Genomic DNA, 26,581 nt, shown 5'->3' with positions numbered 1-26,581 from the left:
CCCTAGGGCTTTGGTTAGTGGAATCCACATCAGTCTGACCGGAAGCTGACTCGACAATCCCGCATCGAAATTTGTTCGAGGAGACTGTTCGTGAAGATCAAGAGTCAGAAAGACTTTTTCTCGGGTCTGATGTTCACGGTGGTGGGTGTGGCGTTCGCATGGGGCGCCACCACCTACACCGTGGGCACCGGGGCCCGCATGGGTCCGGGTTATTTCCCGTTGATGCTCGGTATCCTGATGGCCCTCATCGGCCTCGGGATCATGTTCAGCGGGCTCACCGTTGAAACCACCGACGGCGAAAAGATCGGCAAGTGGGCCTGGAAGCAGGTGGTGTTCATCCTGGGCGCCAACCTCGCATTCGGCATCCTGCTCGGCGGCCTGCCGAGCATCGGCGTGCCGGCCATGGGCATGATCATCGCCATCTACGCGCTGGTGATCATCTCCAGCCTCGCGGGCCATGAGTTCAAGCTGCCCAGCGTGCTCGTCCTGGCCACTGTGCTGGCCGTCGGCAGCTATGTCGCGTTCATCTGGGCGCTGAAGCTCCAGATCCAGGTCTGGCCGACCTTCATCACCGGCTGAGAAGAAAGCTGCTCACATCATGGAATTGGTTGAACACCTCTCGATGGGTTTTGGCGTTGCCTTTACCTTCACCAACCTGCTGTACTGCCTCGTCGGCTGCATTCTGGGCACGCTGATCGGCGTGCTCCCGGGCATCGGCCCGGTCGCGACCATCGCGATGCTGCTGCCCGCCACTTACGCGCTGCCGCCCGTGTCGGCGCTGATCATGCTGGCCGGCATCTACTACGGCGCGCAGTACGGCGGCTCCACCACCGCGATTCTGGTCAACCTGCCGGGCGAATCATCGTCGGTGGTGACCGTGATCGACGGCTACCAGATGGCGCGCAAGGGCCGTGCGGGCCCGGCACTCGCTGCCGCCGGCCTGGGTTCGTTCTTCGCTGGTTGCGTGGGCACGCTGATCCTGGCCGCCTTCGCACCGCCGCTGACCGAGCTGGCCTTCAAGTTCGGCCCGGCCGAATACTTCTCGCTGATGATCCTGGGCCTGATCGGCGCCGTGGTGCTGGCCTCGGGCTCGCTGCTCAAGGCCATCGCGATGATCGTGCTGGGCCTGCTGATGGGTCTGGTCGGCACCGACGTGAACTCGGGTGTCGCTCGCTACAGCTTCGACATTCCGGAGCTCACCGACGGCATCGGCTTCGTGGCCATCGCCATGGGCGTGTTCGGTTACGGCGAAATCATTGCCAACCTCTCGCGCCCCGATGACGAGCGTGAAGTGTTCACTGCCAAGGTCTCGGGCCTGTTCCCGACCAAGGAAGACTTCAAGCGCATGGTTCCCGCGGTGCTTCGCGGCACGGCACTGGGCGCGGCTCTTGGCATCCTGCCTGGCGGCGGTGCGCTGCTGGCGGCTTTCGCGGCCTACACGATCGAGAAGAAGACCAAGCTGAAGCCGGGCGAAGTGCCCTTCGGCAAGGGCAACATCCGCGGCGTGGCGGCTCCCGAGTCGGCCAACAATGCCGGTGCGCAAACTTCCTTCATCCCGCTGCTGACGCTGGGCATTCCGCCCAACGCGGTGATGGCGCTGATGGTGGGCGCGATGACGATCCACAACATCCAGCCCGGCCCGCAGGTCATGACCAGCAACCCCGAGCTGTTCTGGGGCCTGATCGCCTCGATGTGGATCGGCAACGCAATGCTGATCATCCTGAACCTGCCGCTGATCGGCATGTGGATCAAGCTGCTGTCGGTGCCGTACAAGTACCTGTTCCCGGCGATCGTGCTGTTCTGCGCGATCGGCGTGTACTCGACCAACAACAACACCTTCGACATCTGGATGGTGGGCATCTTCGGTCTGGTGGGCTACACCTTCTTCAAGCTGGGTTGCGAGCCTGCGCCGTTGCTGCTGGGCTTCATTCTCGGGCCGATGATGGAAGAGAACCTGCGCCGCTCGCTGCTGCTGTCGCGTGGCGACTGGAGCGTGTTCGTGACGCGTCCGATCTCGGCGAGCCTGCTGGCTGCGGCTGCATTGCTGCTGATCATCGTGCTGCTGCCGGCTGTGAAGTCGAAGCGCGAAGAGGCCTTCGTCGAAGACTGACGGCGTTCTGCTCCCTTCAAGACGGCGCCTTCGGGCGCCGTTTTCCATTTGTGCTGAGTGTTCGGGGTGCGTGCGAATGACACCGGGTACTCCCCTCCGCGAATGTCCCCCGCCTTCGGCTCCTCCTTTATTTCGCTGCGGGAAGCACCCGATGCCATTCGCACATGGACGCGGCTGTTGTGCCGGCCGATCAACCAGTGCTCTGAACGATCACGTCGATGGGGTGCCTTGCGCAGCGAAATAAAGGAGGAGGCCGCAGGCCGGGGGACATTCGCGGAGCAAGGTACCCCGTCGGCGTGATCGCGCCCCTGAGCCAAAAAAACTAGGACTTGCCGGCCCGCGGCGGCTTCATATGCTGCCGAGCCATCGCCAGAAAAGCCATGGCAGCCGGGTTGAGCGGGTGCTTGGCCAGCCGGATGGCGACCACCGGGTACTCCAGCGTGGGCCGCACCACGCCCAACGCCCGCAGGTTGGCCGGCATCAGCACTTCCACATAGCGCGGCAGCAGCGCTACCCCTGCACCCGCCTGGATGAGGCCGAAGGCTGTCGACAGCATCGACACGTGATGCACCACGCGCGGGTACACGTTGGCCATGCTCGACAGTTGGCGGCTCACCGCACGCCACACATTGGCGTCGGGGTTGACGTGGATGAAGGGCAGCGCCTCCAGGTGCCGGGCCTCGACCACGGCGTGCTGCGCCAGCGCATGGTCGTCCCGCACGAAGAGGGCCATGCGGTCGGAGAACAGCGGCTCCGTCGCCAGCTCCGAGTGCTTCTGGCCGATGTCGGAGCCGAAGCCCAGGTCGGCCTCCTGCGAGAGGATGCGCGAGATCATCTGATCCGCGGTGCTGTCGAGCAGCGTGGTCGCAAGCGTCGGGTGCTTCTGCGAAAAACGGCCGAGCAACGGCGGCAACAGGGCGCCTGCAGTCAGATGGCCCACCGCCAGCACGATGCGGCCTTCGCGCAGCTGCGACTGCGAGCGGCAGGCATCGACGGATTCATCGATCAGCCGCAGCGCACGCACGGCCGTGTCGACCATCATCTGGCCCGCATTGGTCATGCGGATGCGGCGGCCGCGCACCACCAGCGGCTGCGCCAGCTCTTCTTCCAGGCGCTTGACCAGATGGCTGATGGCCGGCTGCGTGAGCTGCAATGCCTCGGCCGCCAGTGTGAAGCTGCCCGTTTCGGCCACCGCCGTCAGCGCCCGCAACTGCTGCAGCGAGATCTCTTCAGCGGTGTTCCTTGCCATAAACAGCTTTGATAGTTGAATAAGCAGAATTATCTGGCTTGATGCGCTGCCGCTGCATAGCATCCTTTTTTCGTTCACAGGCAAGAATTCCGTACATGAAACGCCTCCAGTTCCTCCAGGTGCTCGCCGTTGCGCTCGGCATGGCCGCCTCGTCCGCCAGCCTGGCCCAGGGCTACCCGAACAAGCCGATCCGCCTGATCGTGCCGTTCCCGGCGGCCGGCGCCACCGATCTCTTCGCCCGCACGCTGGGGCAGAAGATGGGCGAGAAGCTCGGCACCACGCTGGTGGTCGACAACAAGCCCGGCGCCGGCGGCGCCATCGGCTCCGACCAGGCTGCCAAGGCCCCGGCCGATGGCTACACGATCCTGCTGGCCACCACCAGCACGCATTCGATCGGCCCGGCCGTCAGCAAGCTGCCCTACGACACGGTGCGCGACTTCACGCCCATCGCGCATGTAGGCGACGCGGCCAGCATCATGCTGGTGCCGGTCAATTCGCCCGCCAAGACGGTGCGCGAGTGGATCGACTACGCGAAGAAGAACCCCGGCAAGCTCAACTACGCATCGAGCGGCAACGGCACTATCGTGCAGCTCACGGCCGAGCTGTTCAAGGCGCAGGCCGGCGTGTTCGTCACGCACATTCCCTACAAGGGCACGGCGCTGGCCATTCCCGACCTGATCAGCGGCAAGATCGACGTGCTGTTCGACTCGCTGCCCACCGGCATGCCGCACGTGCGTGACGGCCGCCTGCGCGCACTGGGTGTTACCTCGCTCAAGCGCAGCCCGCTGGCGCCCGAACTGCCGCCCATTGCCGAGACGCTCCCGGGTTACGAATCGAACACGTGGTTCGGCTTCTACGGCCCGAAGGGCCTGCCGGCCGACATCGTCGCGAAGATCAACAAGGCGGCCAACGAGGCACTGGCAGACCCCGAGGTGAAGGAAAAGCTCGCCCGCCTGGGCATCGAGACCGCGACTCCGGGCACGCCCGACCAGTTCGCGAAGATGGTCGCCACTGACGCCGCCAAGTGGAAAAAGATCGTCGTCGACCGCAAGATCACCAACGAATGAAGCAGAGAAAGAAGAGCACGCCTAAATGAACTTCGATTTCAACAACCCCTACCTCTCGACCCGCATCCCGATCTTCGCGCGCAACGTGGTGTCGACCTCGCACCCGCTGGCCTCGCAGGCCGGCCTGCGCATCCTGCAGCAGGGCGGCAACGCGGTCGATGCGGCCATTGCCACTGCCGCCGTGATGACGCTGGTCGAGCCGGTGAGCAACGGCCTGGGCAGCGATGCCTTCTGCATCCTGTGGGACGGCAAGGAACTGCACGGCCTCAATGCCTCGGGCCCGGCGCCCAAGGCCTGGACGCCCGAGTATTTCAAGGCCAAGTACGGTGCCGACGCGGCCAATCCGCCCATGCGCGGCATCGACTCGGTCACGGTGCCAGGCGCGGTGCGCGGATGGGTCGCCATGAGCGAGCGCTTCGGCAAGCTGCCGTTCGCCGACCTGCTGGTGCCGGCCATCGACATCGCCGAGCGCGGGTATCTTGTGCCGCCGGTGGTGCAGGGCAAGTGGGCTGCGGCCACGCCGTTGCTGGGCTCGCAACCGGGCTTTGCGCAGACCTTCCTGCCGTGGGGCCGTGCGCCCGAGGTGGGCGAGTTGTTCCGCTTCACGGCCGCCGCGCGTGCGCTCAAGGCCATTGCACGCACCAAGGGCGAGGCCTACTACAACGGCGAGATCGCCGAGGCGCTGGCGAAGTTCTCGGCCGAGCAGGGCGGTGCGCTCACGGTGGCCGACCTCGCGGCCTACCAGCCCGAGTGGGTCAAGCCGATCTCGCGCGACTACCGCGGCCACACGCTGCACGAGATTCCGCCTAACGGCCAGGGCATTGCCGCGCTGATCGCGCTCGGCATTCTCGAAAAGTTCGACATCGCCTCGCTGCCGGTCGACTCGGTGCAATCGCAGCATCTGCAGATCGAAGCGATGAAGCTGGCCTTTGCCGACGTGTACCGCTACGTGTCGGAGCGCAAGACGATGGAAGTCACGACCGAGCAGATGCTCGACGATGCGTACCTCGCCTCGCGCGCCCGCCTCATCGATGTGAAGAAGGCGCAAGACTTCAAGGCCGGCAACCCCGTGAAGGGCGGCACCATCTACCTCACGGCTGCCGACGAGAGCGGCATGATGGTGAGCTTCATCCAGAGCAACTACATGGGCTTCGGCTCGGGCTGCGTGGAGCCCGAATTCGGCATCAGCCTGCAGAACCGCGGCCACGGCTTCAGCCTGAAGGCCGAGAGCCCGAACGTGGTGGCGCCGGGCAAGCGCCCGTTCCACACCATCATTCCGGCCTTCCTCACCAAGGACGGCCAGCCGGTGATGAGCTTCGGCGTGATGGGCGGCAACATGCAGCCGCAGGGCCACATGCAGACGCTGGTGCGCATGCTCGACTACAAGCAGAACCCGCAGGCCGCCTGCGACGCGCCGCGCTGGCGCTTCAACGCGGGGCTCGAGATCAACGTCGAGGCCGCGATGAACCCGGCCACGGTGCAGGGCCTGCGCGACCTGGGCCACCACCTGGAAGTGATCAACGACTCGTACCAGGACTTCGGCGCCGGCCAGTTCATCTGGCGCGCGGGCGAGCCTTCGGTCGAAGGCTACGTGGCTGCCAGCGACCCGCGCCGCGACGGCTTGGCTGCAGGGTATTGAGCAAGGTCTCGAGGTTCCCGCGATGATCGGGGGATGAACAAGACAGCCGCATCGCTCGGCATCCCAACTCACGACGGCGCAAGAAAAGGCTATGCGTCCGGTCTGATACTCGCCACGCTGGGCGCCATCGCGTTCAGCGGCAAGGCCATCATCGTCAAGCTGGCGTACCGCTACGGCGTGGACGCCATCACGCTCATCATGCTGCGCATGCTGTTCGCGCTGCCGCTCTTTGCCTTGATGGCATGGTGGGCGGGGCGCGGCAAGCCTGCGCTGACGGGCCGCGACTGGATCGGCGTGATCGGGCTCGGCTTCTCGGGCTACTACCTCGCGAGCTTTCTCGACTTTGCGGGGCTCGCGTACATCTCGGCCAGCTTCGAGCGGCTGATCCTGTATCTCAACCCCACGCTGGTGCTGCTGTTCGGCTGGCTGATGTACCGGCGGCGCGCCACGCGCCAGCAGGTGCTGGGCATGGTCGTGAGCTATGCCGGCGTGCTGCTGGTGTTCGGCCACGAACTGTGGACCGGGGGCGGCGGCAAGGGCGGCGGGGCGGCGGCGTGGGGCGCGTTCCTGGTGTTCCTGAGCGCGGTGAGCTATGCGGGCTACCTTGTCTACAGCGGCGAGTTCGTCAAGCGCTTGGGGTCGCTGCGGCTCGTGGGACTGGCCACCACCGTGGCCTGCGTGCTGTGCATCCTGCAGTTCGTGCTGACGCGGCCGATGAGCGTGGCGATGCAGGTGGCGCCCGAGGTGATCTGGCTGTCAGTGCTCAACGCCACGCTTTGCACGGCAGTGCCCGTGCTGATGGTGATGATGGCCATCGAACGCATCGGCCCGGCCGTGGCCGCGCAAACCGGCATGATCGGGCCGCTGTCGACCATCCTCATGGGGGTGGTCATACTGGGCGAGCCGTTCACGCCGTGGATCGCGGCCGGCACCGTGCTCGTCATCGCGGGCATTTTCGTTTTCACACGCAAGGGGCGCTGAAGCCCGTTGCCGTACTGACTGACTCACAGGAGCAACAACATGGATCTGGGTATTGCAGGCAAGACCGCGCTGGTGTGCGGCGCGAGCAAGGGGCTGGGCTACGGCTGCGCCGAGGCGCTGGTGCGCGAAGGCGTGAACGTGGTGATCGTGGCGCGCGGCGCCGAGGCACTGGAAGCGGCTGCGAAGAAGCTGACGGAGGCCGCGGGCGCATCGGGCCCGTTCGTCAAGCACGTGGCCGCCGACATCACTACCGAGGCCGGCCGTGCCGCCGTGTTCGCGCTGGGCCATGACTTCGACATCGTCGTCACCAACGCGGGCGGCCCGCCGCCCGGCGACTTCCGCAACTGGGACCGCGAGGCGTGGATCAAGGCGGTCGACGCCAACATGCTCACGCCCATCGAGCTGATCAAGGCCACGGTCGACGGCATGGCCAAGCGCGGCTTCGGCCGCATCGTGAACATCACGTCGAGCTCGGTGAAGTCGCCCATCGACATCCTGGGCCTGTCGAACGGTGCGCGAAGCGGCCTGACGGGCTTCGTGGCCGGCGTGGCGCGCACGCCCATCGCGGCGCAGGGCGTGACCATCAACAACCTGCTGCCGGGTTCCTTCGACACCGACCGCCTCAAGGGCACGATGGCCGGCGCGGCGCAGAAGTCAGGCCAGGACTTCGATACCGTGTGGGAAGCCCGCAAGAAGAACATTCCCGCGAAGCGCTTCGGCACGCCGGCCGAGTTCGGCGCCATCTGCGCGTTTCTCTGCAGCATGCAGGCCGGCTACATGACCGGCCAGAACGTGCTCGCCGACGGCGGGGCCTACCCGGGCACGTACTGAGCTCGCCCCCAGGCTGCGCGAGGCCCGGTGTTTTCAGCGCCGGGACGCCACCACGATCCCGCCCACGATAAGCAGAAACGCCGCGCCGTGGTACCAATGCGGCGGCTCCCGCAAAAAGGCCGCCGACAGCACCGCCGCGAACAGCGGCGTGAGGTTCATGAAGATGCTTGCCGCCTGCGGGCCCGCGCGTTGCACGCCGGTGCCCCAGCAGCGATACGCCACCACCGCGGGCCCGATGCCGATGAACAGCATCGCGGCGATGAGCGGCCAGCCCAGGTCGATGTGGGCGGGTGTCAGCGTCCATTCACCGGCGGCCAGCGCGCCCGACCATGCGACACCGAACACCAATTGCGACATCAGGAACGCGGCCCAGTCCTGCCGCACGGCCTTGGGTTCGTGCGTGCGCGCCAGCAGCCAGCTGTAGAAGGCCCAGGCGATGGTGCCCAAAATCATGTAAAGGTCGCCCGGCACCAGCCGCAGCCCAAGCAGTTGCTGCCATTCGCCGCGGCTGAGCACCAGCAGCACGCCCACCATCGACAGCAGCGCGCCACCGATTTCGCGGGCACTGATGCGTGCGCCGAAGAACAGCGCCCCGGTCGCGAGCATCCACAGCGGGAGGCTGGAGCCGACCAGCGTCACGTTGATGGGCGTGGAGGTCTGCAGCGCCAGGTACTGGAACGCGTTGTACAGGCCGATGCCCAGCAGCCCGAGCACCGCGTAGCGTTTCCAGTGCTCCCACAGCGGGCTGTTGCGGCGCAGCACCGGCGCGGCCAGCGGCAGCAGGAGCACGAACGCGATGACCCAGCGCACGAAGTTCAGCGTGAGCGGCGACACCATGTCGCGCACCAGCCGGCCGACCACGGCATTGCTGGCCCAGAGCAGCGGCGGAACGACGAGCAGGAGAACGGTGAGGGGAGCGAGGCGCTGCGGCTGTGTCTGCATGGCCGCCGACTCTACCGGGCAATGATGCCCCGCGCCGCCACGGGAAACCCAGACGTGGCAGGATGCCCATCCCTCTTCTTTTCCTGTGTGTGGAGACTGCAACGATGATGAGCAAAGCCGTCCGTATCGACCGCCATGGCGGTCCCGAAGAACTGAAGATCGTCGACGTGGAAGTCGGCGAGCCCGGCCCCGGCGAGATCCGCATCCGCCACAAGGCCGTGGGCCTGAATTTCATCGACACCTATCAGCGCAGCGGGCTCTACCCGTTCGCGATGCCGCTGCAGTTGGGCATGGAGGCCTCGGGCATCGTCGAGGCGGTGGGCGAGGGCGTGACGCACCTGAAGCCCGGCGACCGCGCCGCCTATGCCAGCCCGCCGCCGGGCGCCTACTGCGAACTGCGCGTGATGCCGGCCAAGTGCGTGTGCAAGCTGCCCGACGACATCTCTTTCGAGACCGGCGCGGCCATGATGCTCAAGGGCCTGACCACCCAGTACCTGCTGAAGAAGACGCTGCCGGCCGAAGGCCTGCAGGCCGGCGACTTCATCCTGTTCCACGCTGCGGCCGGCGGTGTTGGCCTGATCGCCTGCCAGTGGGCCAAGGCGCTGGGCCTGCAGCTGATCGGCACGGCCGGCAGCGATGCCAAGTGCAAGCTCGCGCTGGCGCACGGCGCGGCGCACGCCATCAACTACAGCACCGAGAACTTCGCGGCCCGCGTGAAAGAGATCACCGGCGGCAAGGGCGTGAAGGTGGTGTACGACTCGGTGGGCAAGGACACTTTCGAAGGCTCGATCGACTGCCTGCGCCCGTTCGGCCTGCTGGCCATCTTCGGCAACGGCTCGGGCCCGGTGCCGCCGGTCAACCTCGGCTTGCTGGCGTCCAAGGGCTCGCTCTATGTGACGCGGCCGACGTTGTTCACGCACATGGCCACGCGCGAAACCACGCAGGCGATGGCCGACGACCTGTTCGCGGTGGTGCAAAGCGGCGCGGTGAAGATCCCGATCGACCAGCGCTATGCACTGGCCGACGTGCAGCAGGCGCACCGCGACCTGGAGGCGCGCAAGACCACGGGCTGCACGATCCTGACGCTCTGAATGGCTCCGGTGGGGCAGGGCGCCAGTCTTGTCCTACCGGCGGTGGGGTGTCATGCCTTCGACTTGTGCCGGGTGCACTTTGTAGCCTGTGAACACAGCGTAGAGACGAGCCAGCCCATGACCACAGTTCGCACTTTCATCGTCGAAGACAACCCGACCATCCGCAAGAGCCTTGTGGGTACGCTGCGCGAGGTGGCACGGGTCGATCCGGTCGGCGAGGCCGAGTCAGAGGAGGAGGGCTCGCGCTGGCTGTCGGACAACCTGTCGCAATGGGACCTGGCCATCGTCGACCTGTTCCTGAAGGACGGCACCGGTTTTCGCGTGCTCGAAGCCTGTCGCCACCGCGGGCCGTCGCAGAAGATGGTGGTGCTCAGCAACTATGCCACGCCCGACATGCGGCGCAAATGCGTGCACCTCGGTGCCGATGCCGTGTTCGACAAGGCTACCGAAATCGACGACCTGATCGACTACTGCCTGCGCCACCGTCAGGCGCAGTTCAGTTCGCCCGCCGCACACTGAGGCAGGGGCATTTTTCGCCGACCGGCAACCGAGCCGGACTTCGCCGAAAATGCACCCTCAAAGGCGCGAGGAGCACGCGCCGGGCTCCGCAAATTGGCGACGAGATTCATGCGCGGAAATCACACATTCCCCTGCTGAGTCGGCTTGCGCGCCTGCAACGCGCGCAGCGCCCCAAGTTGCAACATGTCCCGCCCCCGCTTTCTTCCCGACAACTTCACCTTCGCGCTTCTCTCGGTCGTGACCTTTGCCAGCCTGCTGCCTGCAAGCGGCAAGGTGGCGCATTTCTTCGAGCTGCTCACGACCGCCGCCATCGGGCTGCTGTTCTTCCTGCATGGCGCCAAGCTGTCGCGCGAGGCGATCTTGAACGGGCTTACGCACTGGCGGCTGCACCTGCTGGTGTTCGGCAGCACCTTCGTGCTGTTTCCCATGCTCGGGCTGATGCTCAAGCCACTGCTCCTGCCGCTGGTGACACCAGAGCTCTACACCGGCGTGCTCTATCTGTGCGTGCTGCCTGCCACGGTGCAGTCGGCTATCGCCTTCACGGCGATGGCTCGGGGCAACATGCCTGCCGCGATCTGCAGTGCATCGGCCTCCACGCTGCTGGGCGTGTTCATCACGCCGGTGCTGGTCAATCTGGTGGTGCTGCCGAACGGCGGCCATGCGAGCTCGTCGCTGGACTCGATCGGACGCATCCTGCTGCAGTTGATGGTGCCGTTCGTGGCGGGGCATCTGCTGCGGCCGTTGATCGGCAAGTGGATACAGCGCCGCGCCGCGGTGCTGAAGTTCGTCGACCAGGGCTCGATCCTGCTGGTCGTCTACACGGCATTCAGCGCGGCCGTGATCGAGGGGTTGTGGAAGCAGGTGCCCGCGCATGCGCTGGTCGGGCTGCTGGTGGTGTGCGCGGTGGTGCTGGGGCTGGCGCTGAGCCTCACGACCCTGCTGGCGCGCAAGCTGGGCTTCGATACCGAGGACGAGATCACGATCGTGTTCTGTGGCTCCAAGAAGAGCCTGGCCAGCGGCATACCGATGGCGAAGGTGCTGTTCGCTTCGCACGCGGTGGGCGCGATCGTGCTGCCGCTGATGCTGTTCCATCAGATGCAGCTGATGGTGTGCGCCGTGCTGGCGCAACGCTATGCGCGGCGGGGGCGCGAGGCTTCCGTGCTGAAGACGGCCGGGCAGGCCGACTAGTCGGTCAGCCCTCGATCTTTCCCAGTCGGGACTCTCTCAGCCGGCTGGGCGCTAGCGCTCCGGCCGACTCCAGGATCGGATACGCAATCGAGCAGATGTGCGAGTTGATCCGCTTCAGGTCGCTGATCAGGTCGATGTGCAGCGAGCTGGTCTCGATGCTCAGCGTGGTGCGGTCCGACAGCCGGTCCAGGTGGGTCGTGGCGTAGGCCCGCTCCAGGTTCCGGAAGCGCACCTTCTCTTCGAGCAGCTTCTGCGCATCGCGCACGTTGCCGTTCAGGAATACGCTCATGCTCAGCCGCAGGTTGGCCACCAGCCGCCCATGCAGCTCGACGATTTCCGCCATGCCCGCTTCAGAGAAGTTGCGCTGCGGTTTGATCTTCTTGTCTTCCACGTCGATGATCACGCGCTCGATGATGTCGCCGATCTGCTCCATGTTGATCGTGAAGCTGATGATGTCGGTCCAGCGCCGGCTTTCCTCTTCGCCCAGCGCCTCGCGCGAGATGCGGGTCATGTAGTACTTGATGGCCGAGTACAGCTCGTCCACCGTGTCGTCGAGCTGCCTCAGTTCCTGCGCGAGCCGCAGGTCGTTGTGGCGTATCACGTCGAGTGTGCCGATCAGCATGGTCTCCACGATGTCGGCCTGGTGCAGCGCCTCGCGCGCGGCATTCGAAATGGCGAGCGAGGGCGTCGACAGCGCCGATGGATCGAGGTGATGCGGCCGTGATGTGCCGGCCGGCTGCTGCGGCACCGGCAGCATGCGCGTTACCAGCTTGGCGACCCACTGCGTGAGGCCGATGAACCCCACGCTGATCACGATGTTGAACGCCAGGTGGAACAGCACGACCCCGTGCGTCTGGTTGGGCAGCTGCGGCTGCACATAACGGATCCACAGCCCGATGAAGGGGGCGACGACGGCCACGCCCAGTGCCTTGAAGAGCAGGTTGCCCACAGTCACCTGCCGCACGGCCACCGCCGACTTGGCCGTGGTCAGCACTGCGAGCAGGCCGCTGCCCAGGTTGGCGCCGAGCACCAGGCCGAGCGCCACGTCCAGCGGCACCACGTTCGACGTGGCCATGGCCGCGACCAGCAGCACCACCGCGAGGCTCGAATAGGCCACGATGGCCAGCACCGAGCCGATGGTGATTTCAAGCAGCACGTCGCTGCTGATCGATGCGAGCAGCGCGCGCACGGCCGGCGAGGAGAACAGCGGCTCGGTCGCCTCCACCACCAACTGCAGCGCCAGCAGCATCAGCCCGAGCCCGATCAGCACCCGGCCGACGCGCCCCGCCACGGTGGCCGAGCGCGTGATGAACAGCACCACGCCCACGAAGATGAACATTGGCGAAAGCCATGACAGGTCTGCCGAGAACAGCACCGAGATCAGCGCAGTGCCCACGTCGGCGCCCCGCATCACCGCCAGCGCCGCCGGCAGCGTAACCAGGCCCTGCCCGACGAAGGACGAGGTCATGAGCGAGGTGGCGGTGCTCGACTGCACCAGGGCCGTCACGCCGATGCCCGAGAGGGCGGCCGTGAAGCGGTTGCGCATGCTCTGCACGAGGATCTTGCGCAGGTTGGCGCCGAACACACGCAGCACGCCGGTGCGGACCAGGTGCGTGCCCCATACCAGCAGGGCAACGGCTGCCAGCAGATTCAGGAGATGCTTCATGGGGGTCGGGTTCTATCCTTTTCGTTCTGGTTCGTTTCGACCCCATTTTCCACAAGTGAGCGCTTCAGTCGATCAGTGCTCCGTTGTCGTGGAAAGGATAGGGGCCTTCGAAGCTGCCTGATGCCGCGAGGTGGGTGACGAGCCGGCGTCCTTGCGCTGACCACGCGTGCACCCGGAATGAAGGCGGCTCCAGTGTCCAGGCCGAGTCCGCGTCCGGGGCCAGATCCAGGCAGACCTGATGGGCCTGCGCCGGCGAGGTCGAGGCGATGGTGCCGCCGAAACGCACGTCGATGGCACGGTGCAGGTGGCCGCAGATGACACGCTCGACGTTGCTGTAGCGTGAGAGCAGGGCTTCCAGCGCATCGGCGCCTTGCAGCAGGCCGATCTCGTCCATGTGGCCGATCAGCGTTTCGAAGGGCGGGTGATGCATGGCGACGACGACGGGCTCGTCGCGGCAGGCGTCGAGCTGTGCCTTGAGCCAAGCCAGCCGCTTCTCGCACAGCGAGCCGTGGCTGGCACCGGGCACGCAGGTGTCGAGCGTGAGCAGGCGCAGGTCGCCGACGCGCACCGAGTACTGGATGAAGCCGTCTGTATCGGCGCCCGTGCCCATGTAGGCATGGCCGGGGAAGCTGCGGCGCAGCTGGTCGCGGTCGTCGTGGTTGCCGGGCATCAGGTAGACCGGCATGGTCAGCGGAGCCAGCAGGCGGGCGAGGTGCTCGTACTCGGCGGCGCGGCCGAAATCGGTCAGGTCGCCGGTGACGACCACCGCGTCGGGCTGCTGGCGCAGGGCCAGCACCGACTGCACGGCGCGCTCGAGGTAGGGCGCGGTATCGATGCGGCCATAGGCCAGCCGGCCCGGCTCGCGGATATGCAGGTCGGTCAGCTGGACCAGGAAGGTGTTCTTGCTCTGAGTTGTCGTCATGCGCTTGTTTCCTGCGACGTCATCAGCCGGTCGGGGTGGATGCGAAGACCCACTGCGTCGCCCGGCCCGAAGGGATTGTCGCGCCCCACGTCGGCCACCAGCACGGGCTGGTCTCGCAGTCGCAGGTGCAACTGCACGCGGTCGCCGAGGAAGGTGCGGCGCTCGACGGTGGCGGCGCCCCAGTCGGGCTGCGGCGCGCCGACCTCGATGTCTTCAGGCCGCACGAGCAGCATCGCATGGCTTTGCCACGCGCCCGGGCAGGGCACGGTTGATCCACCGAGTCGGACAACACCTTGCGCGATGGCATCGGCTTCGCGCTCGAGGCGGTTGACCCGGCCCAGGAACTCGGCCACGAAAGGATGCGTGGGCGTGCGGTACAGGTCTTCGCCACGGCCCACCTGCACGATGCGGCCGGCGCGCATTACCGCGAGCCGGTCTGCGATGGCGAGCGCCTCCTGCTGGTCGTGCGTGACGTGGATGGCCGTGATGTGCAGGCGGCGCAGCAGCTCGGCCAGCTCGTCGCGCAGCGATTCCTTGAGCTTGGCGTCTAGTGCGGCCAGCGGCTCGTCGAGCAGCAGCACGCGCGGGCGCACGGCCACGGCGCGCGCCAGGGCCACGCGCTGGCGCTGGCCGCCGGAGAGTTCGGCGGGGCGCTTGTTTTCCAGGCCGCCCAGGCGCACTAGGTCGACCAGCTCGCCGACGCTGCGCTTTTCCTCATCGGGCGAGACGCCGCGAATGCGCAGGCCGTAGCCGATGTTGGCCGCCACCGTCATCTGCGGAAAGAGCGCGTAGCTCTGGAACACCATGCCCACGCCGCGGTGCTCGACCGGGCGCTGCGTGACGTCTTGGCCGCCGAACACGATGCGGCTGCCCGCGTCGGGCGCTTCCAGCCCCGCGATCAGCCGCAGCAGCGTGGTCTTGCCGCAGCCCGAAGGGCCCAGCAGCGCGAGCACCTCGCCAGCCTCGACCTTCAGGTCGGTGGGCTGCAGGCCGCGCGTGCCGTCTGCGTAGGTCTTTGCGCAGTTCGCAATGTCGACGGGGATGCGTTCAAGTTCCATGGCGTTTCTGCATCAGGTTGGCAAGGTACTGCAGGCCCCACAGCACCGGAAGAATGACGGCGAAGAAGACCAGCGTGTAGGCCGATCCGATCTCGATGCGCATCGAGGCATAGCTGTCGGCCAGGCCCACGGGCAGCGTGCGGGTGAGCGGCGTGTGCAGCATCCACGTGAGGTTGAATTCGCCCACCGACAGCGTGAACACCATCAGGCTGCCGGCCACGATGGCCGGGAACACGGCCGGCACGAGGATGCCCATGAAGCGCTGGCGGAAGTTGGCGCCCAGCGAGCGTGCGGCCTCTTCGAGCGCGAGCAGGTCATCGCGCTGGAAGGCAGAGCTCACGGTGCGCACCATGAAGGGCAGCGTGAAGATCATGTGGCCGACGAGGATGAAGGCGAAGCTCTGGCGGAAGGCGGTGAGCTGGCCGTAGGCGAGGATCAAAGCCAGCGCCGTCGCAAGGCCCGGCACCGCGACCGGCAGTGTCAGCAGCTCTTCGAAGATGCGCGCGGCGCGCGAGCGGCTGCGCGCCAGCGCATAGGCACAGGGCACGCCCAGCAGCACGGTGCCGACGACGCAGGCCACGGCCAGCGCGAGCGACCAGCCGACGGTGCCGCCGTAGTTCTCCCACACCTCGCCGAGCCAGCGCAGCGTAAGGCCGCTCTTGAGCCCGGCGCTGTAGTTGTTGACGAGCCCCGCCATCACCGACAGCAACATCGGCGCGATCATGAAGAGGCTCACGATCACCGTGACGGCGAGCAGGAAGGGAGCCTTCGGTTGTGTGTTCTTGTGCATGTGCGCGGGCCTCAGCGTGCCACGGGGTTCGCGCCGAAGCGGCGCGCCACGAACAGCACCAGCCAGGTCACGATGCCCAGCGAGATCGACAGCGACGCGGCGAGCGCGAAGTTGGCGTAGTTGGTGAACTCGTTGTAGATGGTGATCGGGATCACCTCGAACTTGCTGGCCAGCGTGAAGGCCGTGCCGAAGGCGCCCATCGAGGTGGCGAACAGGATGGCGCCGCAGGCCAGCGTGGTGGGCGCGAGTTCGGGCATCCACACGTCGCGCGCCACGCGTAGCCGCGAGGCGCCGAGCGAACGCGCGGCTTCTTCGAGCTGCGTGTTCATCGACTCGGCTGCCGCTGCATAAGTGGCAATGGCGCGCGGCAGCGAGAAATACAGGTACGCCAGGAACAGCCCGAGCAGGCCGTAGGCGAAGGTGATGCGCTCGCCGAACAGGCTGTCGCCGATGTCGGCCACCACGCCTTGCCGCCCGCCCAGCAGGATCACGAAGAAGCCGATGATCACGCCCGGAAAAGACAGCGGCAGCGTGAGCAGCGACAGCAGCACACGCTTGCCGATAAAGGCATGGCGCGCCAGGTAGATGCCGACGGCCGCGCCCAGCACCAGCGTGGCCAGCGTCACGGCCACCGAGAGCGCGACCGTGTTGGCCATGCTCGTGAGGTAGCGCGCATCGGTCAGCACCGCGAAGTAGGTGGCCCAGCCTTTGTCGGCCGGCAGCGTGAGCAGGCGCACCACCGGCAGCAGCCAGAAGGCCGCGAAGAAGGCGGCCGCGGGCGCGACGCAGGCCAGCAGGCGCCAGCGCGGGTTCCAGGCGTTGGACGCGTTGGAGAGAGTGGCTTGCGTCATCGCGCGTGGCGTCCGCTCAGCGGACTTCCTTCAGGTACTCGTCGGAGAAAGCGCGCTGCGCTGCGGCCATGCGGCCGTAGTCCACGCTCTTGGCGCGGGCGTATTCGCTCGCAGGCAGGAACTGCGCCTCGATGTCCTTGGGCATCGCATTGGCGCGCACCGGCCGCAGGTAGGCCTTGGCCCAGATCGCCTGGCCTTCGTCGGAAAGCGTGAAGTCGAGCACCTTCTTCGCGTCGGCCGCGTGCGGAGCCTTGGCGACCAGGCTCATCACGTAGGGCACTGCCAGCGTGCCTTCGCTCGGGATCACGAAGGCGACGTTGGCCTTGTCCTTGTACTTGGCGCGGTAGGCGTTGAAGTCGTAGTCGAGCAGGATCGCGATCTCGCCCGACAGCACGCGCGCGTACGAGGTCTGCTTCGGCACGATGGGCTCGTTCTTCTGCAGCGCCTTGAAGTAGTCGATGGCCGGCTTGAAGTTGTCGAGCGTGCCGCCGCGCGCCTCGTTCACCGCGACCGCGCCGACGTAACCGACGAAGGCCGAGGCGGGGTCGAGGTAGCCGATCAGGCCCTTGTATTCGGGCTTGAGCAGGTCGGCCCACGACTTCGGAATCGGCTTGCCCTTGAGCGCATCGACGTTGACCATGAAGCCGAGCGTGCCCGAGTGGATGGTGAACCAGTTGCCGGCCGGGTCCTTCAGGCCGTCGGGAATGTCTTTCCATGCGGCCGGCTTGTAGGGCTCGACCAGGCCGTCCTTGGCTGCCTGCACCGCGAAGGTCACGCCGAGGTAGGTGACGTCGGCCACGGGGCTGGCCTTCTCGGCCGCCATCTGGGCGAGCGACTGGCCCGAGTTCTTGTTGTCGGGCGGCACGGTGACACCGGTCCTGGCCTTGATGGCCTTCAGCTGCGTGCCCCAGTCGGCCCATTCGGTCGGGCAGTTGTAGCAAATGGCGGTCTGCGCCATGGCGCTGCCGGCGACGAGCGTGGCGGCGAGCAGGCCGAGGCGGGCCATGCGGTGGAAGCGAAGAGACATGATGAAGAAGCTCCTTGGATGGATGTAGGCAAAGAACGAGAAGTGGTCAGGGTCGTGAAATGGCGGCGTTGTTGTCTTCGTGCACCGAAGCGCACGACTCGCCGTCTCGGAAGGCATGGGGAAGCAGCAGGCTCGCATCGGCCTGCAGCGTGGCGCCGCTGGCCATGGCCTGGATCAGCAGCTCTACGCTGTGGCGGCCGATGTCGCTGTTGGGTTGGGTGATGGTGGTAAGCGCGGGCGTGAGGTCTTCACCGAGCGCAATGCCGTCGAAGCCGACGACGCTGAGGTCGCCGGGCACCGACAGGCCGCTGAGATGCGCGGCGCGGATGCTGCGAATAGCCAGCAGGTCGTTGGAGCAGATCAGCGCGGTGGGGCGGTTGCGTGCCTGCAGCTGGCTGGAGAGCGCATCGACGGCCGTTTCGACAAAGGGCACTTCGATGAGCGCGGGTGCGGCGAGCCCGGCCTCGGCCATGCCCTTCAGGTAGCCGCGGTAGCGCTGCTGCGCTCGGTCCGACGCGGCGAGCGTGCCGCTGACCATGGCGATGCGGCGGTGGCCCAGCAGCACGAGGCGCGTGACCGCGTCGGCCACCGCGCCTTCGCTGTCGACCGATACGCAAGGGTGGTCCGGGTGCCGGTTGTAGGCGAGCACATAGGGCACGCCGGCTGCCTGCAGGCGGGGCAGGGCGGCCGAAGTGGAGGGGTTCGACACCACGAGGATCAGCCCGTCGACATTGCCTGCCAGCAGCAGATGAACGGCACGCTCTTCTTCGTCGAGCTTGTAGCCCGTGGTGACGGGAATGATCGCGTAGCCACCCGCGACGGCTGCGCGCGCAATGCCTTGCAGGCACTCGGCGAAGGTCGGGTTCAGCAGCGTGGGCAGCACCACGCCGAGCACACGGCTGCGCTGGGTGCGCAAGGTGCGCGCGCTGGCATTCGGCACGTAGTTGAGTTCGCGTGCCACACGCTCCACCAGCTCGCGCGTGGCGGGCGTCACCTTGCCGGGGAAATTGAAGGCGCGCGAGACGGTGGCCACGGAGACCCCGGCTTTGGCTGCAACGGCTTGAATGCTCATCGTACGGTGTTCATGTAATCGATTACATTGGACCGCCGCAGTATGACTTTGTTATGACATCGCGAGAAAGCGGGAGAAACCCGAGGGGCCTTTGTGAGGGTGGGCGCGGACCCAAAGAAGAAGGGGCCCATCGGGCCCCTGAGAAAACTTACTTGCCCCGGCGAACCCGCCGGATCTCATCCAGGATCAGACAGATGGCCCCGAGCGTGATTGCGCTGTCCGCAGCATTGAAGGCCGGGAAGTACCAGTTCCCAGCATGAAAGCTCAGAAAGTCGACGACATAGCCGTGCATCATCCGGTCGACCACGTTCCCGATGGCCCCGCCCAGGATGCAGGCCATGGCGAACGAAAACAGCTTCTGCCCCGCGTGCGACTTCAGCATCCACACGATGAACACCGCAGCCGCCACGCCGATGATCGTGAACAGCCAGCGCTGCCACCCCGAGTGATCCGCGAGGAATGAAAAAGCCGCTCCCGTGTTGTGCGCGCGCACGACGTTGAAGAAGCTCGTCACGTAGGTCGCGTCGCCGAGCTTGTAGTAGCCCAGGATCAGCGTCTTGGTGAACTGGTCGATGATCACGATGATCACCGCCAGCCCGAGCCACGGCCAGATGCTGCCGCCGCGCGAACGCGATGCAGAAGACATGGAGCGGGTGGCGGCCATCAGGCAACGCTCCGCGATTCGCCGGCGCCGAACAGGTTGCTCGTGCAGCGCCCGCAGATCGTCGGGTGTGCCGCATCATGGCCCACGTCGTCGCGGTAGTGCCAGCAGCGCTCGCACTTCTGCGCGGCGCTCGGCGTCACCACCGTCGACAGCGCTTCACCGGCGGCCAGTGCAATGGCCGAGGTGATGAAGACGAACTTCAGGTCATCGCCCAGCGAGCCCAGCAGCGCGAAGTCGTCGGCAGGCGCGGTCAGCTGCAGATTGGCCTGCAGCGACGAGCCGACCTTGCCTTCGGCGCGCACCGCTTCGATGTCCTTGTTCACCGCGTCGCGGATCTCGCGGATGCGGCTCCACTTGGCCAGCAGTGCTTCGTCGGGCGCGGCGAACTGGCTGTAGGTCTGCGCGAAGATCGATTCGCCCGGCTTGCCGGTGCTCACGAACTTCCAGGCTTCCTCGGCCGTGAAGCTCAGGAACGGCGCCATCCAGCGCAGCATGGCTTGCGAGATGTGCCACAGCGCCGTTTGAGCGCTGCGGCGAGCCAGCGAGCCCGGGGCCGTCGTGTAGAGCCGGTCCTTCAGGATGTCGAGGTAGAAGCCGCCCAGGTCTTCCGAGCAGTAGATCTGCAGCTTGGCCACCACCGGGTGGAACTCGTACACCTTGTAGTGCGCGAGGATCTCGGCCTGGAACTGCGCAGCGCGCGACAGCGCATAGCGGTCGATCTCGAACAGCTGGTCGAGCGGCACCGCATCTTTGCCAGCGTCGAAGTCGCTCGTGTTCGCGAGCAGGAAGCGCAGCGTGTTGCGGATGCGGCGGTACGCATCGACCACGCGCGCCAGGATCTTGTCGTCGCCAGCGATGTCGCCCGAATAGTCGCTCGCGGCCACCCACAGGCGGATGATTTCCGAACCCAGCTTGTTGCTGATTTCCTGCGGATCGATGCCGTTCTTGAGCGACTTGCTCATCTTGATGCCCTTGGCATCGACCGTGAAGCCGTGCGTCAGCAGGCCCCGGTACGGCGCGCGGTCTTCCAGCGCGCAGGCGATCAGCAGCGACGAGTGGAACCACCCGCGATGCTGGTCGTGGCCTTCGAGGTACAGGTCGGCTTCCGGCCCCGTGTCGTGGTGCACGGTGGGGTGCGTGCCGCGCAGCACGTGGGAGAAGGTCGAGCCCGAGTCGAACCACACTTCGAGGATGTCGGTGCTCTTCGTGTAGTGCGGTGCGTCTTCGGCGCCGAGGATCTCTTCGACTGTGGCGCGGCTCCAAGCCTCGATGCCGCCTTTTTCGACGATGTCGGCGGCCTGGTCGATGATTTCCATCGTGCGCGGATGCAGCTCGCCCGAATCCTTGTGCAGGAAGAACGGGATCGGCACGCCCCAGCTGCGCTGACGGCTGATGCACCAGTCGGGACGCCCGGCGATCATGTCGTGCAGGCGCGCCTTGCCGTTCTCCGGATAGAAGCTGGTCTGCTCGATGGCGTCGAGCGCGGTCTGGCGCAGCGTCTTGGGCGCCTTGTCCTTGGTGAACACGCCTTCGCCTTCGTCCATGCGGATGAACCACTGCGCCGCGGCGCGGTAGATCACCGGCGTCTTGTGGCGCCAGCAGTGCGGGTAGCTGTGGGTGATGGTCTCGCTTGTCAGCACACGGTTTGCGTCGCGCAGCGCGGCGATGATTTCCGGCACGGCCTTCCAGATGTTCTGGCCGCCGAACAGCGGGAAGTCGGCCGCGTAGCTGCCGTTGCCTTGCACCGGGTTCAGGATGTCGTCGTACGCCACTCCGTGGGCGATGCAGGAGTTGAAGTCGTCCACGCCGTAGGCGGGCGAGGAGTGCACCAGGCCCGTGCCGTCGGTGGCGGTGGCGTAGTCGGCCAGATACACGGGCGACAGGCGCTTGTAGCCGGCATCCACGTCGTACAGCGGGTGCTCGAATTCGAGGCCGCCGAGCTTCTCGCCCTTGACCGTGGCCAGCACCTTGCCGTCGAGCGCATAGCGCGTCATGCACATCTCGACCAGCGAGTTGGCCAGGATCAGCAGGCCGCGCTCGGTGTCGACCAGCGAGTACTCGAGGTCGGGGTTCAGGTTGATCGCCTGGTTGGCCGGGATGGTCCACGCGGTGGTGGTCCAGATCACGGCGAAGACGTCGCCGAGGATCGTGTGGTCAGTGCCGAAGGCCTTGAGCACCTTCTCGCGCTCGTGCGCCTTGAAGGCCACGTCGACGGTCTGGCTCTTCTTGTCGGCGTATTCGATTTCGAACTCGGCCAGCGAGGAGCCGCAGTCGAAGCACCAGTACACCGGCTTCAGGCCGCGGTAGACAAAACCACGCTCGATCACGCGCTTGAACGCGCGCAGCTCGCCGGCTTCATTGGCGAAGTCCATCGTCTTGTAGGGATGGTCCCACTCGCCCAGCACGCCCAGGCGCTGGAAATCGACCATCTGCTGGGCGATCTGCTCGGTGGCGAAGGCGCGGCTCTTGGCCTGCATCTCGTCACGGCTCAGGTTGCGGCCGTACTGCTTTTCGATGGCGTTCTCGATCGGCAGGCCATGGCAGTCCCAGCCGGGCACGTAGAGCGCGTCGTAGCCTTCGAGCTGGCGCGCCTTGGTGATCATGTCCTTCAGGATCTTGTTCACCGCGTGGCCCATGTGGATCTGGCCGTTGGCGTACGGCGGGCCGTCGTGCAGGATGAACTTGGGCGCGCCGTGGCGGGCGTCGCGCAGGCGGTGGTAGCGGCCTTCGTCGTTCCATTCCTTCACCCAGCCCGGTTCGCGCTTGGGCAGGTCGCCGCGCATCGGGAAGGGGGTGTCGGGCAGGTTCAGCGTGGAACGGTAATCTTTGGGGGAAGCAGCGTCAGACATGTTGGGGTGCGAAACAGGGGGCTTCGACAGGCTCAGCCCGAACTGCATGAAGCGTGTCGGTGCGGAAGGTAAAGCCGTTCGCCCTGAGCTTGTCGAAGGGCGGCAGCACGGTGCGTGCAGGGCTAAATTCGGTCGCGCGTGGTCTGGCGGTGGGTTTCGGCGTGGGTCGATGCAAAGAACGCGCGCGCGTCGCGGCCATCCTTCGCGATGCCCGCAGTGAGGGCCTCGAGGCTGGTGTAGCGCAATTCGTCGTGCAGTTTGTGCAGAAGTTCCACGCGGACGATTTTACCGTAGGCCCCTTCGGCGCCCAGATGGGAGGGCCACTCCAGGCAATGGGTCTCCAGCAAAACACGCCCGGCGTTGACGTCGTTGGCGTCCAGCGAGGGGCGCACGCCGAGGTTCGCTACGCCCGGCAGCGGCTGGTCAGCCAGGCCGTGCACCAGCACCGCGAAGATGCCGCTGGCGGCCGGCTTCCAGTGCTTGAAGCGCAGGTTGAGGGTGCGAAAACCGTCGTCCTTGCCCGGTGCCGAGGCGCCCAGCGCCCGGCCGAGCTTGCGGCCATGGACCACGTGGCCGGAGATGGTGTACGGCCGCCCGAGCAGTGTCTGGGCGTCGGCCATGCGGCCTTCGGCCAGCGCTTCGCGCACGGCGGAACTCGAAACCCGCAGGCCGTGCACTTCGTAGCTGTTCATGCGCGCCACGTCGAAGCCGCGTGCATCGCCGGCTGCGTCGAGCATGGCGTAGTCGCCGGCCCGCTTGGCGCCGAAGCGGAAGTCGTCGCCCACCAGCACGTAGCGCGCGCCCAGGCCGTCGATCAGCACCTCCTGGATGAATTCCTCGGGCGACCGGGAGGGCAGCCTGCCGTCGAACGGCAGCACGATGGTCTGCGCCACGCCGCAGGCAGCCAGCTCGCTGAGCTTGTCTCGCAGCGTGCCGATGCGCGCCGGCGCCAGGTCGGGTTTCTTGGTGATGGCGGCGAAATAGTCGCGCGGGTGGGGCTCGAAGGTGAGCACGCAACTCGGCAGCCCGCGCTGGCGGGCCTCGGTCTGCAAGAGCGCGAGCATGGCCTGGTGGCCACGGTGCACGCCGTCGAAATTGCCAATGGTGAGGGCGCAGGCAGGAGCTACGCCCGGGTGCCGGAAGCCGCGAAAAACCTGCATTGGTGAGTATCTTTTTGATAGCGCCTTTCGCCCGTCAAATGGGCGAATCAGGCCGATTTGTCACAAAGCCGGTATATTGTGACGTAGTGCGTTGATTGGCGTCGGTCTTCAATGCGCTCCGTGTCCCTGGTCTTTCCGTGTTCTCTCACTTTTCGAGGAGGCGTGTGTGAAGGTCTTGAAGCTGTCGGCCCAAGGGCTGCCCCAGTCATGGATTTCGCTGGAACAGGCGGTGATCCACTATGCGGCGGACGAAGTTCGCTGGGAAGTGGGCGCGCAGGTGGCGGTGTTCCGTGGCGGCCACAACGCGATCACGGGCGAGCAGTCGCAGATTGCGATCAACAGCATCATCGGCACCAAGGGCGTGCCACGCATCAACCCCTTCGCGCAGCGGCCCGGGCTCACCAACAGCAAGTTGTTTTCGCGCGACCGCAACATCTGCGCGTACTGCGGCGGGCACTTCCACGAAGACGAGCTCACGCGCGAGCACATCATCCCGTTCGCCCAGAAGGGCATCGACACCTGGATGAACGTGGTCACGGCCTGCAAGCCGTGCAACCACCGCAAGAGCAGCCGCACGCCCGAACAGGCGAACATGCCGCTGCTGTACGCGCCCTACGTGCCCAGCCTCTGGGAAGATTTCATTCTGCGAAACAGGCGCATCCTCGCCGACCAGATGGAGTTCCTGATGGCGCATCTGCCGCAAAGCTCGCGGCTGCACGACACCTAGCTTCAGCGCTTCCAGTCGGGCGGGCGCTTCTCGATGAAGGCCTGAACGCCTTCCAGCGCGCTCTCGTCCATCATGTTGCAGGCCATGGTCTGGCTGGCGTCGGCCAGCGCGGCCTCGATGCCGGTTTCGAGCTGGCGGTAGAACAGGGCTTTGCCCAAAGCGAGCGCCTGGCGGGGCTTGGCAACGATGCTGGCTACCAGCGTCTCGACGGCCGCGTCGAGTTCTCCGGGCGGGGCCACCCGGTTGACCAGTCCCTTTTCGCGCGCTTCCTGCGCGCTGATGAATTCGCCCGTCACCAGCATCTCGAAGGCTTCCTTGCGGCCGAGATTGCGCGAGAGCGTGACGCTCGGCGTGGCGCAGAACAGCCCCACGTTCACGCCGCTGACCGCAAAGCGCGCCTCGCTCGAGGCCACAGCCAGGTCGCAGACCGCGACCAGCTGGCAGCCTGCCGCCGTCGCGATGCCGTGCACGCGCGCGATCACCGGCACTGGCAGCTTCTGGATCGACAGCATCATCGCGCCGCAGCGCTCGAACAGCTGCTGGTAGTAGCCGAGCGAAGGTTCGGCGCGCATTTCCTTCAGGTCATGGCCGGCGCAGAAAGCCTTGCCCGCCGCAGCGATGACGACGGCGCGCACGGTCTCGTCGGCCGCGATCTCGCCGAGCGCCTGTTCGAACGCGCCCAGCATGCCTTCCGAGAGCGCGTTGAACGAGGCCGGCCGGTTCAGCGTCAGCGTGACCACGCCGCGCTCGTCGCGCGCCTGCAGGACGAAGGGGGTGTCCGTGTCGGTCATGGCCGCCTGTGCCTCAGTAGGTCAGCTCGAGCACGGTCGTGTGTTCGCTCGCGGCCGGCCAGGTCAGGCCCGTGATGCGCTCGCCGTTGAATTCGCCGCTCACGGCACGCGGCGCGCCGCCGCCCTCGATGCGCAGCCGCGATGTCGACACGCCCGACCCCTTCGGCGGCACGCCGGCGGGCGGGCTCTTGCCATCGAAGCGCATGGTGTCGCGCTGTGCGTCGAAGTAGCCGCGCGGGCGCGTGAACACGACGACGGCACTGGCCCCGTTGTCGGCGGGTATGACGCGCTCCGGCCGCAGGTTCACGACGCTGCTGCTGCGCGGGAACGGGCTGCGGTAGATGTGCGTGGTGCCGTAGCTGGGCGTGGCCAGGACGAACTCGTAGGCCGCGTCGCCGCGCGCCTTGAAGGGCCCCCAGCGGCCGTCGGCGCCGACGGACTTGGTGAAGACGGCTTCGCCGAGCCGCGCGCCGGTGGCGGGGTCGACGGCATAGACGGTCACCTTCGCGCCGTTCAGCGAAAGGTTTTCCGCGCCGATCGCACGGCCGTTGAGCACCACATCCGTCTCCGCCGCGACATCCGTGCTGCGCGGCGCCTGCCCGGTCAGAAACTGCCACGTCGCGGCGAACGCGGCGGGCGAGAACGAAGTCTCGCGGTGGTCGACGCGCGGCAGCACGATGTTGGTCGCGCCCTTGAGCGCCGGCCCGTCGAAGCCGATGTTGGTCGGCTTGCCGGGCGCGCCGATCCACACGCCGTCAGGCTGTGCGTACTTGTCGTTGTTGTCGGAGCGCAGGGTCATCCATTTCACGCCCGGCGTGACTTCCTCGCCGTTCGGTCCCTTCGGCGCATTGAGCTGCTGCATGAAGCCCGACAGCCCCGAGAACTCGTTGTTCTCGCGGAAGCCCTTCACCGCCCAGATGCCGTGCGCTGGATTGCCGCCCAGCACCACATGGCTCACAACTGCTGCGCCGCCGCCGTTCTGCACGTAGTTCCGGATGGTGTTGCCGCCACGCGAGTTGCCGATCAGCACGACCTTGCTGGCGCCCGTCACCTTCAGCACCTTGTCGACTTCAGCCTTGAGGAACACCGCCGACTCGCCGGTCGAACTGCGCCCGGGCTGGGCCACGGCGTCGTCGTCGCGCGCGACCGGATTGGGTTGGTCGACCGTGAAGAGCCGGTCGCGCGGCCAGCCGTTCGACTCGAAGCGCCATATCGTCGTCTGCCAGAGCGCGGCCGAGTCGCCGTTGCCGTGCATGAACACGATGGGTGGGCGCTCGGTGTACGAAGGCGTAGGGGAGGTGGCGCAGGCGGTCAGCATGGCTGTGGCGGCTGTCCCTGTGACGGCCATGGCAAGAAGAAGGGTGCGGCGGGATTGCATGTTTCGTTC

Annotated in this window: 24 protein-coding genes; 10 read left to right on the top strand and 14 right to left on the bottom strand. The window is 66.4% G+C overall.

Annotated features, from left to right (window positions below; all coding sequences use genetic code 11):
* Positions 1–90 precede the first annotated feature (90 nt).
* On the top strand, positions 91–579 hold the full coding sequence (locus BLW48_RS02230) for a tripartite tricarboxylate transporter TctB family protein (RefSeq protein ID WP_093048883.1): 489 nt from the start codon (positions 91–93) through the stop codon (positions 577–579).
* Positions 580–598: 19 nt separating this feature from the next.
* A complete protein-coding gene (locus BLW48_RS02225) occupies positions 599–2,110 on the top strand; it encodes a tripartite tricarboxylate transporter permease (protein WP_093048886.1) in 1,512 nt (503 codons plus the stop codon).
* Positions 2,111–2,432: 322 nt separating this feature from the next.
* On the opposite strand, the gene BLW48_RS02220 is transcribed toward BLW48_RS02225, so the two are convergent.
* Positions 2,433–3,359: a LysR family transcriptional regulator gene (locus tag BLW48_RS02220; RefSeq protein ID WP_093172375.1), complete on the bottom strand. Its 927-nt coding sequence runs from the start codon at positions 3,357–3,359 to the stop codon at positions 2,433–2,435.
* Between the two features lie 95 nt (positions 3,360–3,454).
* Here BLW48_RS02220 and BLW48_RS02215 point away from each other — a divergent pair, with 95 nt between their 5' ends.
* From BLW48_RS02215 to BLW48_RS02200, 4 genes are read left to right on the top strand one after another with little or no spacing between them, the layout of a single operon-like run.
* Complete coding sequence (locus BLW48_RS02215) at positions 3,455–4,426, top strand: Bug family tripartite tricarboxylate transporter substrate binding protein (protein WP_093172373.1); 972 nt, start codon at positions 3,455–3,457, stop codon at positions 4,424–4,426.
* A 25-nt stretch (positions 4,427–4,451) separates the two neighbouring features.
* Positions 4,452–6,065, top strand: a complete 1,614-nt coding sequence (locus BLW48_RS02210; RefSeq protein ID WP_093172371.1) for a gamma-glutamyltransferase family protein — start codon at positions 4,452–4,454, stop codon at positions 6,063–6,065.
* A gap of 33 nt (positions 6,066–6,098) precedes the next feature.
* Positions 6,099–7,046, top strand: a complete 948-nt coding sequence (locus BLW48_RS02205) for a DMT family transporter (RefSeq protein WP_093172369.1) — start codon at positions 6,099–6,101, stop codon at positions 7,044–7,046.
* 39 nt (positions 7,047–7,085) lie between these two features.
* Positions 7,086–7,877 (top strand): SDR family oxidoreductase, encoded by a 792-nt coding sequence (locus BLW48_RS02200; RefSeq protein WP_093048901.1) that lies wholly within the window; start codon positions 7,086–7,088, stop codon positions 7,875–7,877.
* A gap of 33 nt (positions 7,878–7,910) precedes the next feature.
* On the opposite strand, the gene BLW48_RS02195 is transcribed toward BLW48_RS02200, so the two are convergent.
* Complete coding sequence (locus BLW48_RS02195) at positions 7,911–8,819, bottom strand: DMT family transporter (protein ID WP_093172367.1); 909 nt, start codon at positions 8,817–8,819, stop codon at positions 7,911–7,913.
* A 104-nt stretch (positions 8,820–8,923) separates the two neighbouring features.
* On the opposite strand from BLW48_RS02195, the gene BLW48_RS02190 reads away from it, so the two are divergent.
* From BLW48_RS02190 to BLW48_RS02180, 3 genes are all read left to right on the top strand, one after another.
* Positions 8,924–9,910, top strand: a complete 987-nt coding sequence (locus BLW48_RS02190; protein ID WP_093172365.1) for a quinone oxidoreductase family protein — start codon at positions 8,924–8,926, stop codon at positions 9,908–9,910.
* A 117-nt stretch (positions 9,911–10,027) separates the two neighbouring features.
* A complete protein-coding gene (locus tag BLW48_RS02185) occupies positions 10,028–10,429 on the top strand; it encodes a response regulator (RefSeq protein WP_093048906.1) in 402 nt (133 codons plus the stop codon).
* A gap of 183 nt (positions 10,430–10,612) precedes the next feature.
* Positions 10,613–11,617 (top strand): bile acid:sodium symporter family protein, encoded by a 1,005-nt coding sequence (locus BLW48_RS02180; RefSeq protein ID WP_093172364.1) that lies wholly within the window; start codon positions 10,613–10,615, stop codon positions 11,615–11,617.
* Between the two features lie 4 nt (positions 11,618–11,621).
* Here BLW48_RS02180 and BLW48_RS02175 read toward each other — a convergent pair whose 3' ends face one another.
* From BLW48_RS02175 to BLW48_RS02130, 10 genes are all read right to left on the bottom strand, one after another.
* Positions 11,622–13,283, bottom strand: coding sequence for a Na/Pi cotransporter family protein (locus BLW48_RS02175; RefSeq protein WP_093172362.1), 1,662 nt, complete (start codon positions 13,281–13,283; stop codon positions 11,622–11,624).
* Between the two features lie 64 nt (positions 13,284–13,347).
* The gene (locus tag BLW48_RS02170) at positions 13,348–14,205 is read right to left on the bottom strand and encodes a phosphodiesterase (protein WP_093172360.1); all 858 of its coding nucleotides are present in this window, start codon (positions 14,203–14,205) and stop codon (positions 13,348–13,350) included.
* On the bottom strand, positions 14,202–15,263 hold the full coding sequence (locus tag BLW48_RS02165; RefSeq protein WP_093172357.1) for an ABC transporter ATP-binding protein: 1,062 nt from the start codon (positions 15,261–15,263) through the stop codon (positions 14,202–14,204). The genes BLW48_RS02170 and BLW48_RS02165 overlap by 4 nt, the downstream gene beginning before the upstream one ends.
* Positions 15,253–16,053, bottom strand: coding sequence for an ABC transporter permease (locus BLW48_RS02160; RefSeq protein WP_093172355.1), 801 nt, complete (start codon positions 16,051–16,053; stop codon positions 15,253–15,255). The genes BLW48_RS02165 and BLW48_RS02160 overlap by 11 nt, the downstream gene beginning before the upstream one ends.
* A gap of 11 nt (positions 16,054–16,064) precedes the next feature.
* The gene (locus tag BLW48_RS02155) at positions 16,065–16,904 is read right to left on the bottom strand and encodes an ABC transporter permease (protein ID WP_093048924.1); all 840 of its coding nucleotides are present in this window, start codon (positions 16,902–16,904) and stop codon (positions 16,065–16,067) included.
* Between the two features lie 16 nt (positions 16,905–16,920).
* Positions 16,921–17,931: an ABC transporter substrate-binding protein gene (locus BLW48_RS02150; RefSeq protein WP_093075759.1), complete on the bottom strand. Its 1,011-nt coding sequence runs from the start codon at positions 17,929–17,931 to the stop codon at positions 16,921–16,923.
* 46 nt (positions 17,932–17,977) lie between these two features.
* The gene (locus BLW48_RS02145; RefSeq protein WP_093172353.1) at positions 17,978–19,003 is read right to left on the bottom strand and encodes a LacI family DNA-binding transcriptional regulator; all 1,026 of its coding nucleotides are present in this window, start codon (positions 19,001–19,003) and stop codon (positions 17,978–17,980) included.
* Between the two features lie 148 nt (positions 19,004–19,151).
* Positions 19,152–19,667, bottom strand: coding sequence for a signal peptidase II (gene lspA, locus BLW48_RS02140; protein WP_093048934.1), 516 nt, complete (start codon positions 19,665–19,667; stop codon positions 19,152–19,154).
* Positions 19,667–22,516 (bottom strand): isoleucine--tRNA ligase, encoded by a 2,850-nt coding sequence (gene ileS / locus BLW48_RS02135; protein WP_093173214.1) that lies wholly within the window; start codon positions 22,514–22,516, stop codon positions 19,667–19,669. Before ileS ends, lspA begins: the two co-directional genes overlap by 1 nt.
* A gap of 122 nt (positions 22,517–22,638) precedes the next feature.
* Positions 22,639–23,676: a bifunctional riboflavin kinase/FAD synthetase gene (locus tag BLW48_RS02130; RefSeq protein ID WP_093172351.1), complete on the bottom strand. Its 1,038-nt coding sequence runs from the start codon at positions 23,674–23,676 to the stop codon at positions 22,639–22,641.
* 166 nt (positions 23,677–23,842) lie between these two features.
* On the opposite strand from BLW48_RS02130, the gene BLW48_RS02125 reads away from it, so the two are divergent.
* Positions 23,843–24,403 carry an HNH endonuclease gene (locus tag BLW48_RS02125; RefSeq protein ID WP_093048940.1) on the top strand — a complete coding sequence of 187 codons (561 nt, stop codon included), beginning with the start codon at positions 23,843–23,845 and terminating at the stop codon, positions 24,401–24,403.
* A 2-nt stretch (positions 24,404–24,405) separates the two neighbouring features.
* Here the strand turns inward: BLW48_RS02125 and BLW48_RS02120 are convergent, their stop codons facing one another.
* Together BLW48_RS02120 and BLW48_RS02115 are read right to left on the bottom strand one after the other, a co-directional pair.
* Entirely contained in the window at positions 24,406–25,194 is a 789-nt protein-coding gene (locus BLW48_RS02120) for an enoyl-CoA hydratase (RefSeq protein WP_093172349.1), read from the bottom strand.
* A 13-nt stretch (positions 25,195–25,207) separates the two neighbouring features.
* Positions 25,208–26,572 carry an alpha/beta fold hydrolase gene (locus BLW48_RS02115; RefSeq protein WP_093048945.1) on the bottom strand — a complete coding sequence of 455 codons (1,365 nt, stop codon included), beginning with the start codon at positions 26,570–26,572 and terminating at the stop codon, positions 25,208–25,210.
* Positions 26,573–26,581 lie beyond the last annotated feature (9 nt).

The sequence above is a fragment of the Variovorax sp. YR266 genome (genome assembly GCF_900107295.1).
Taxonomy (GTDB): Bacteria; Pseudomonadota; Gammaproteobacteria; order Burkholderiales; family Burkholderiaceae_C; genus Variovorax.
This window is presented reverse-complemented; position numbering and strand designations above follow the sequence as displayed.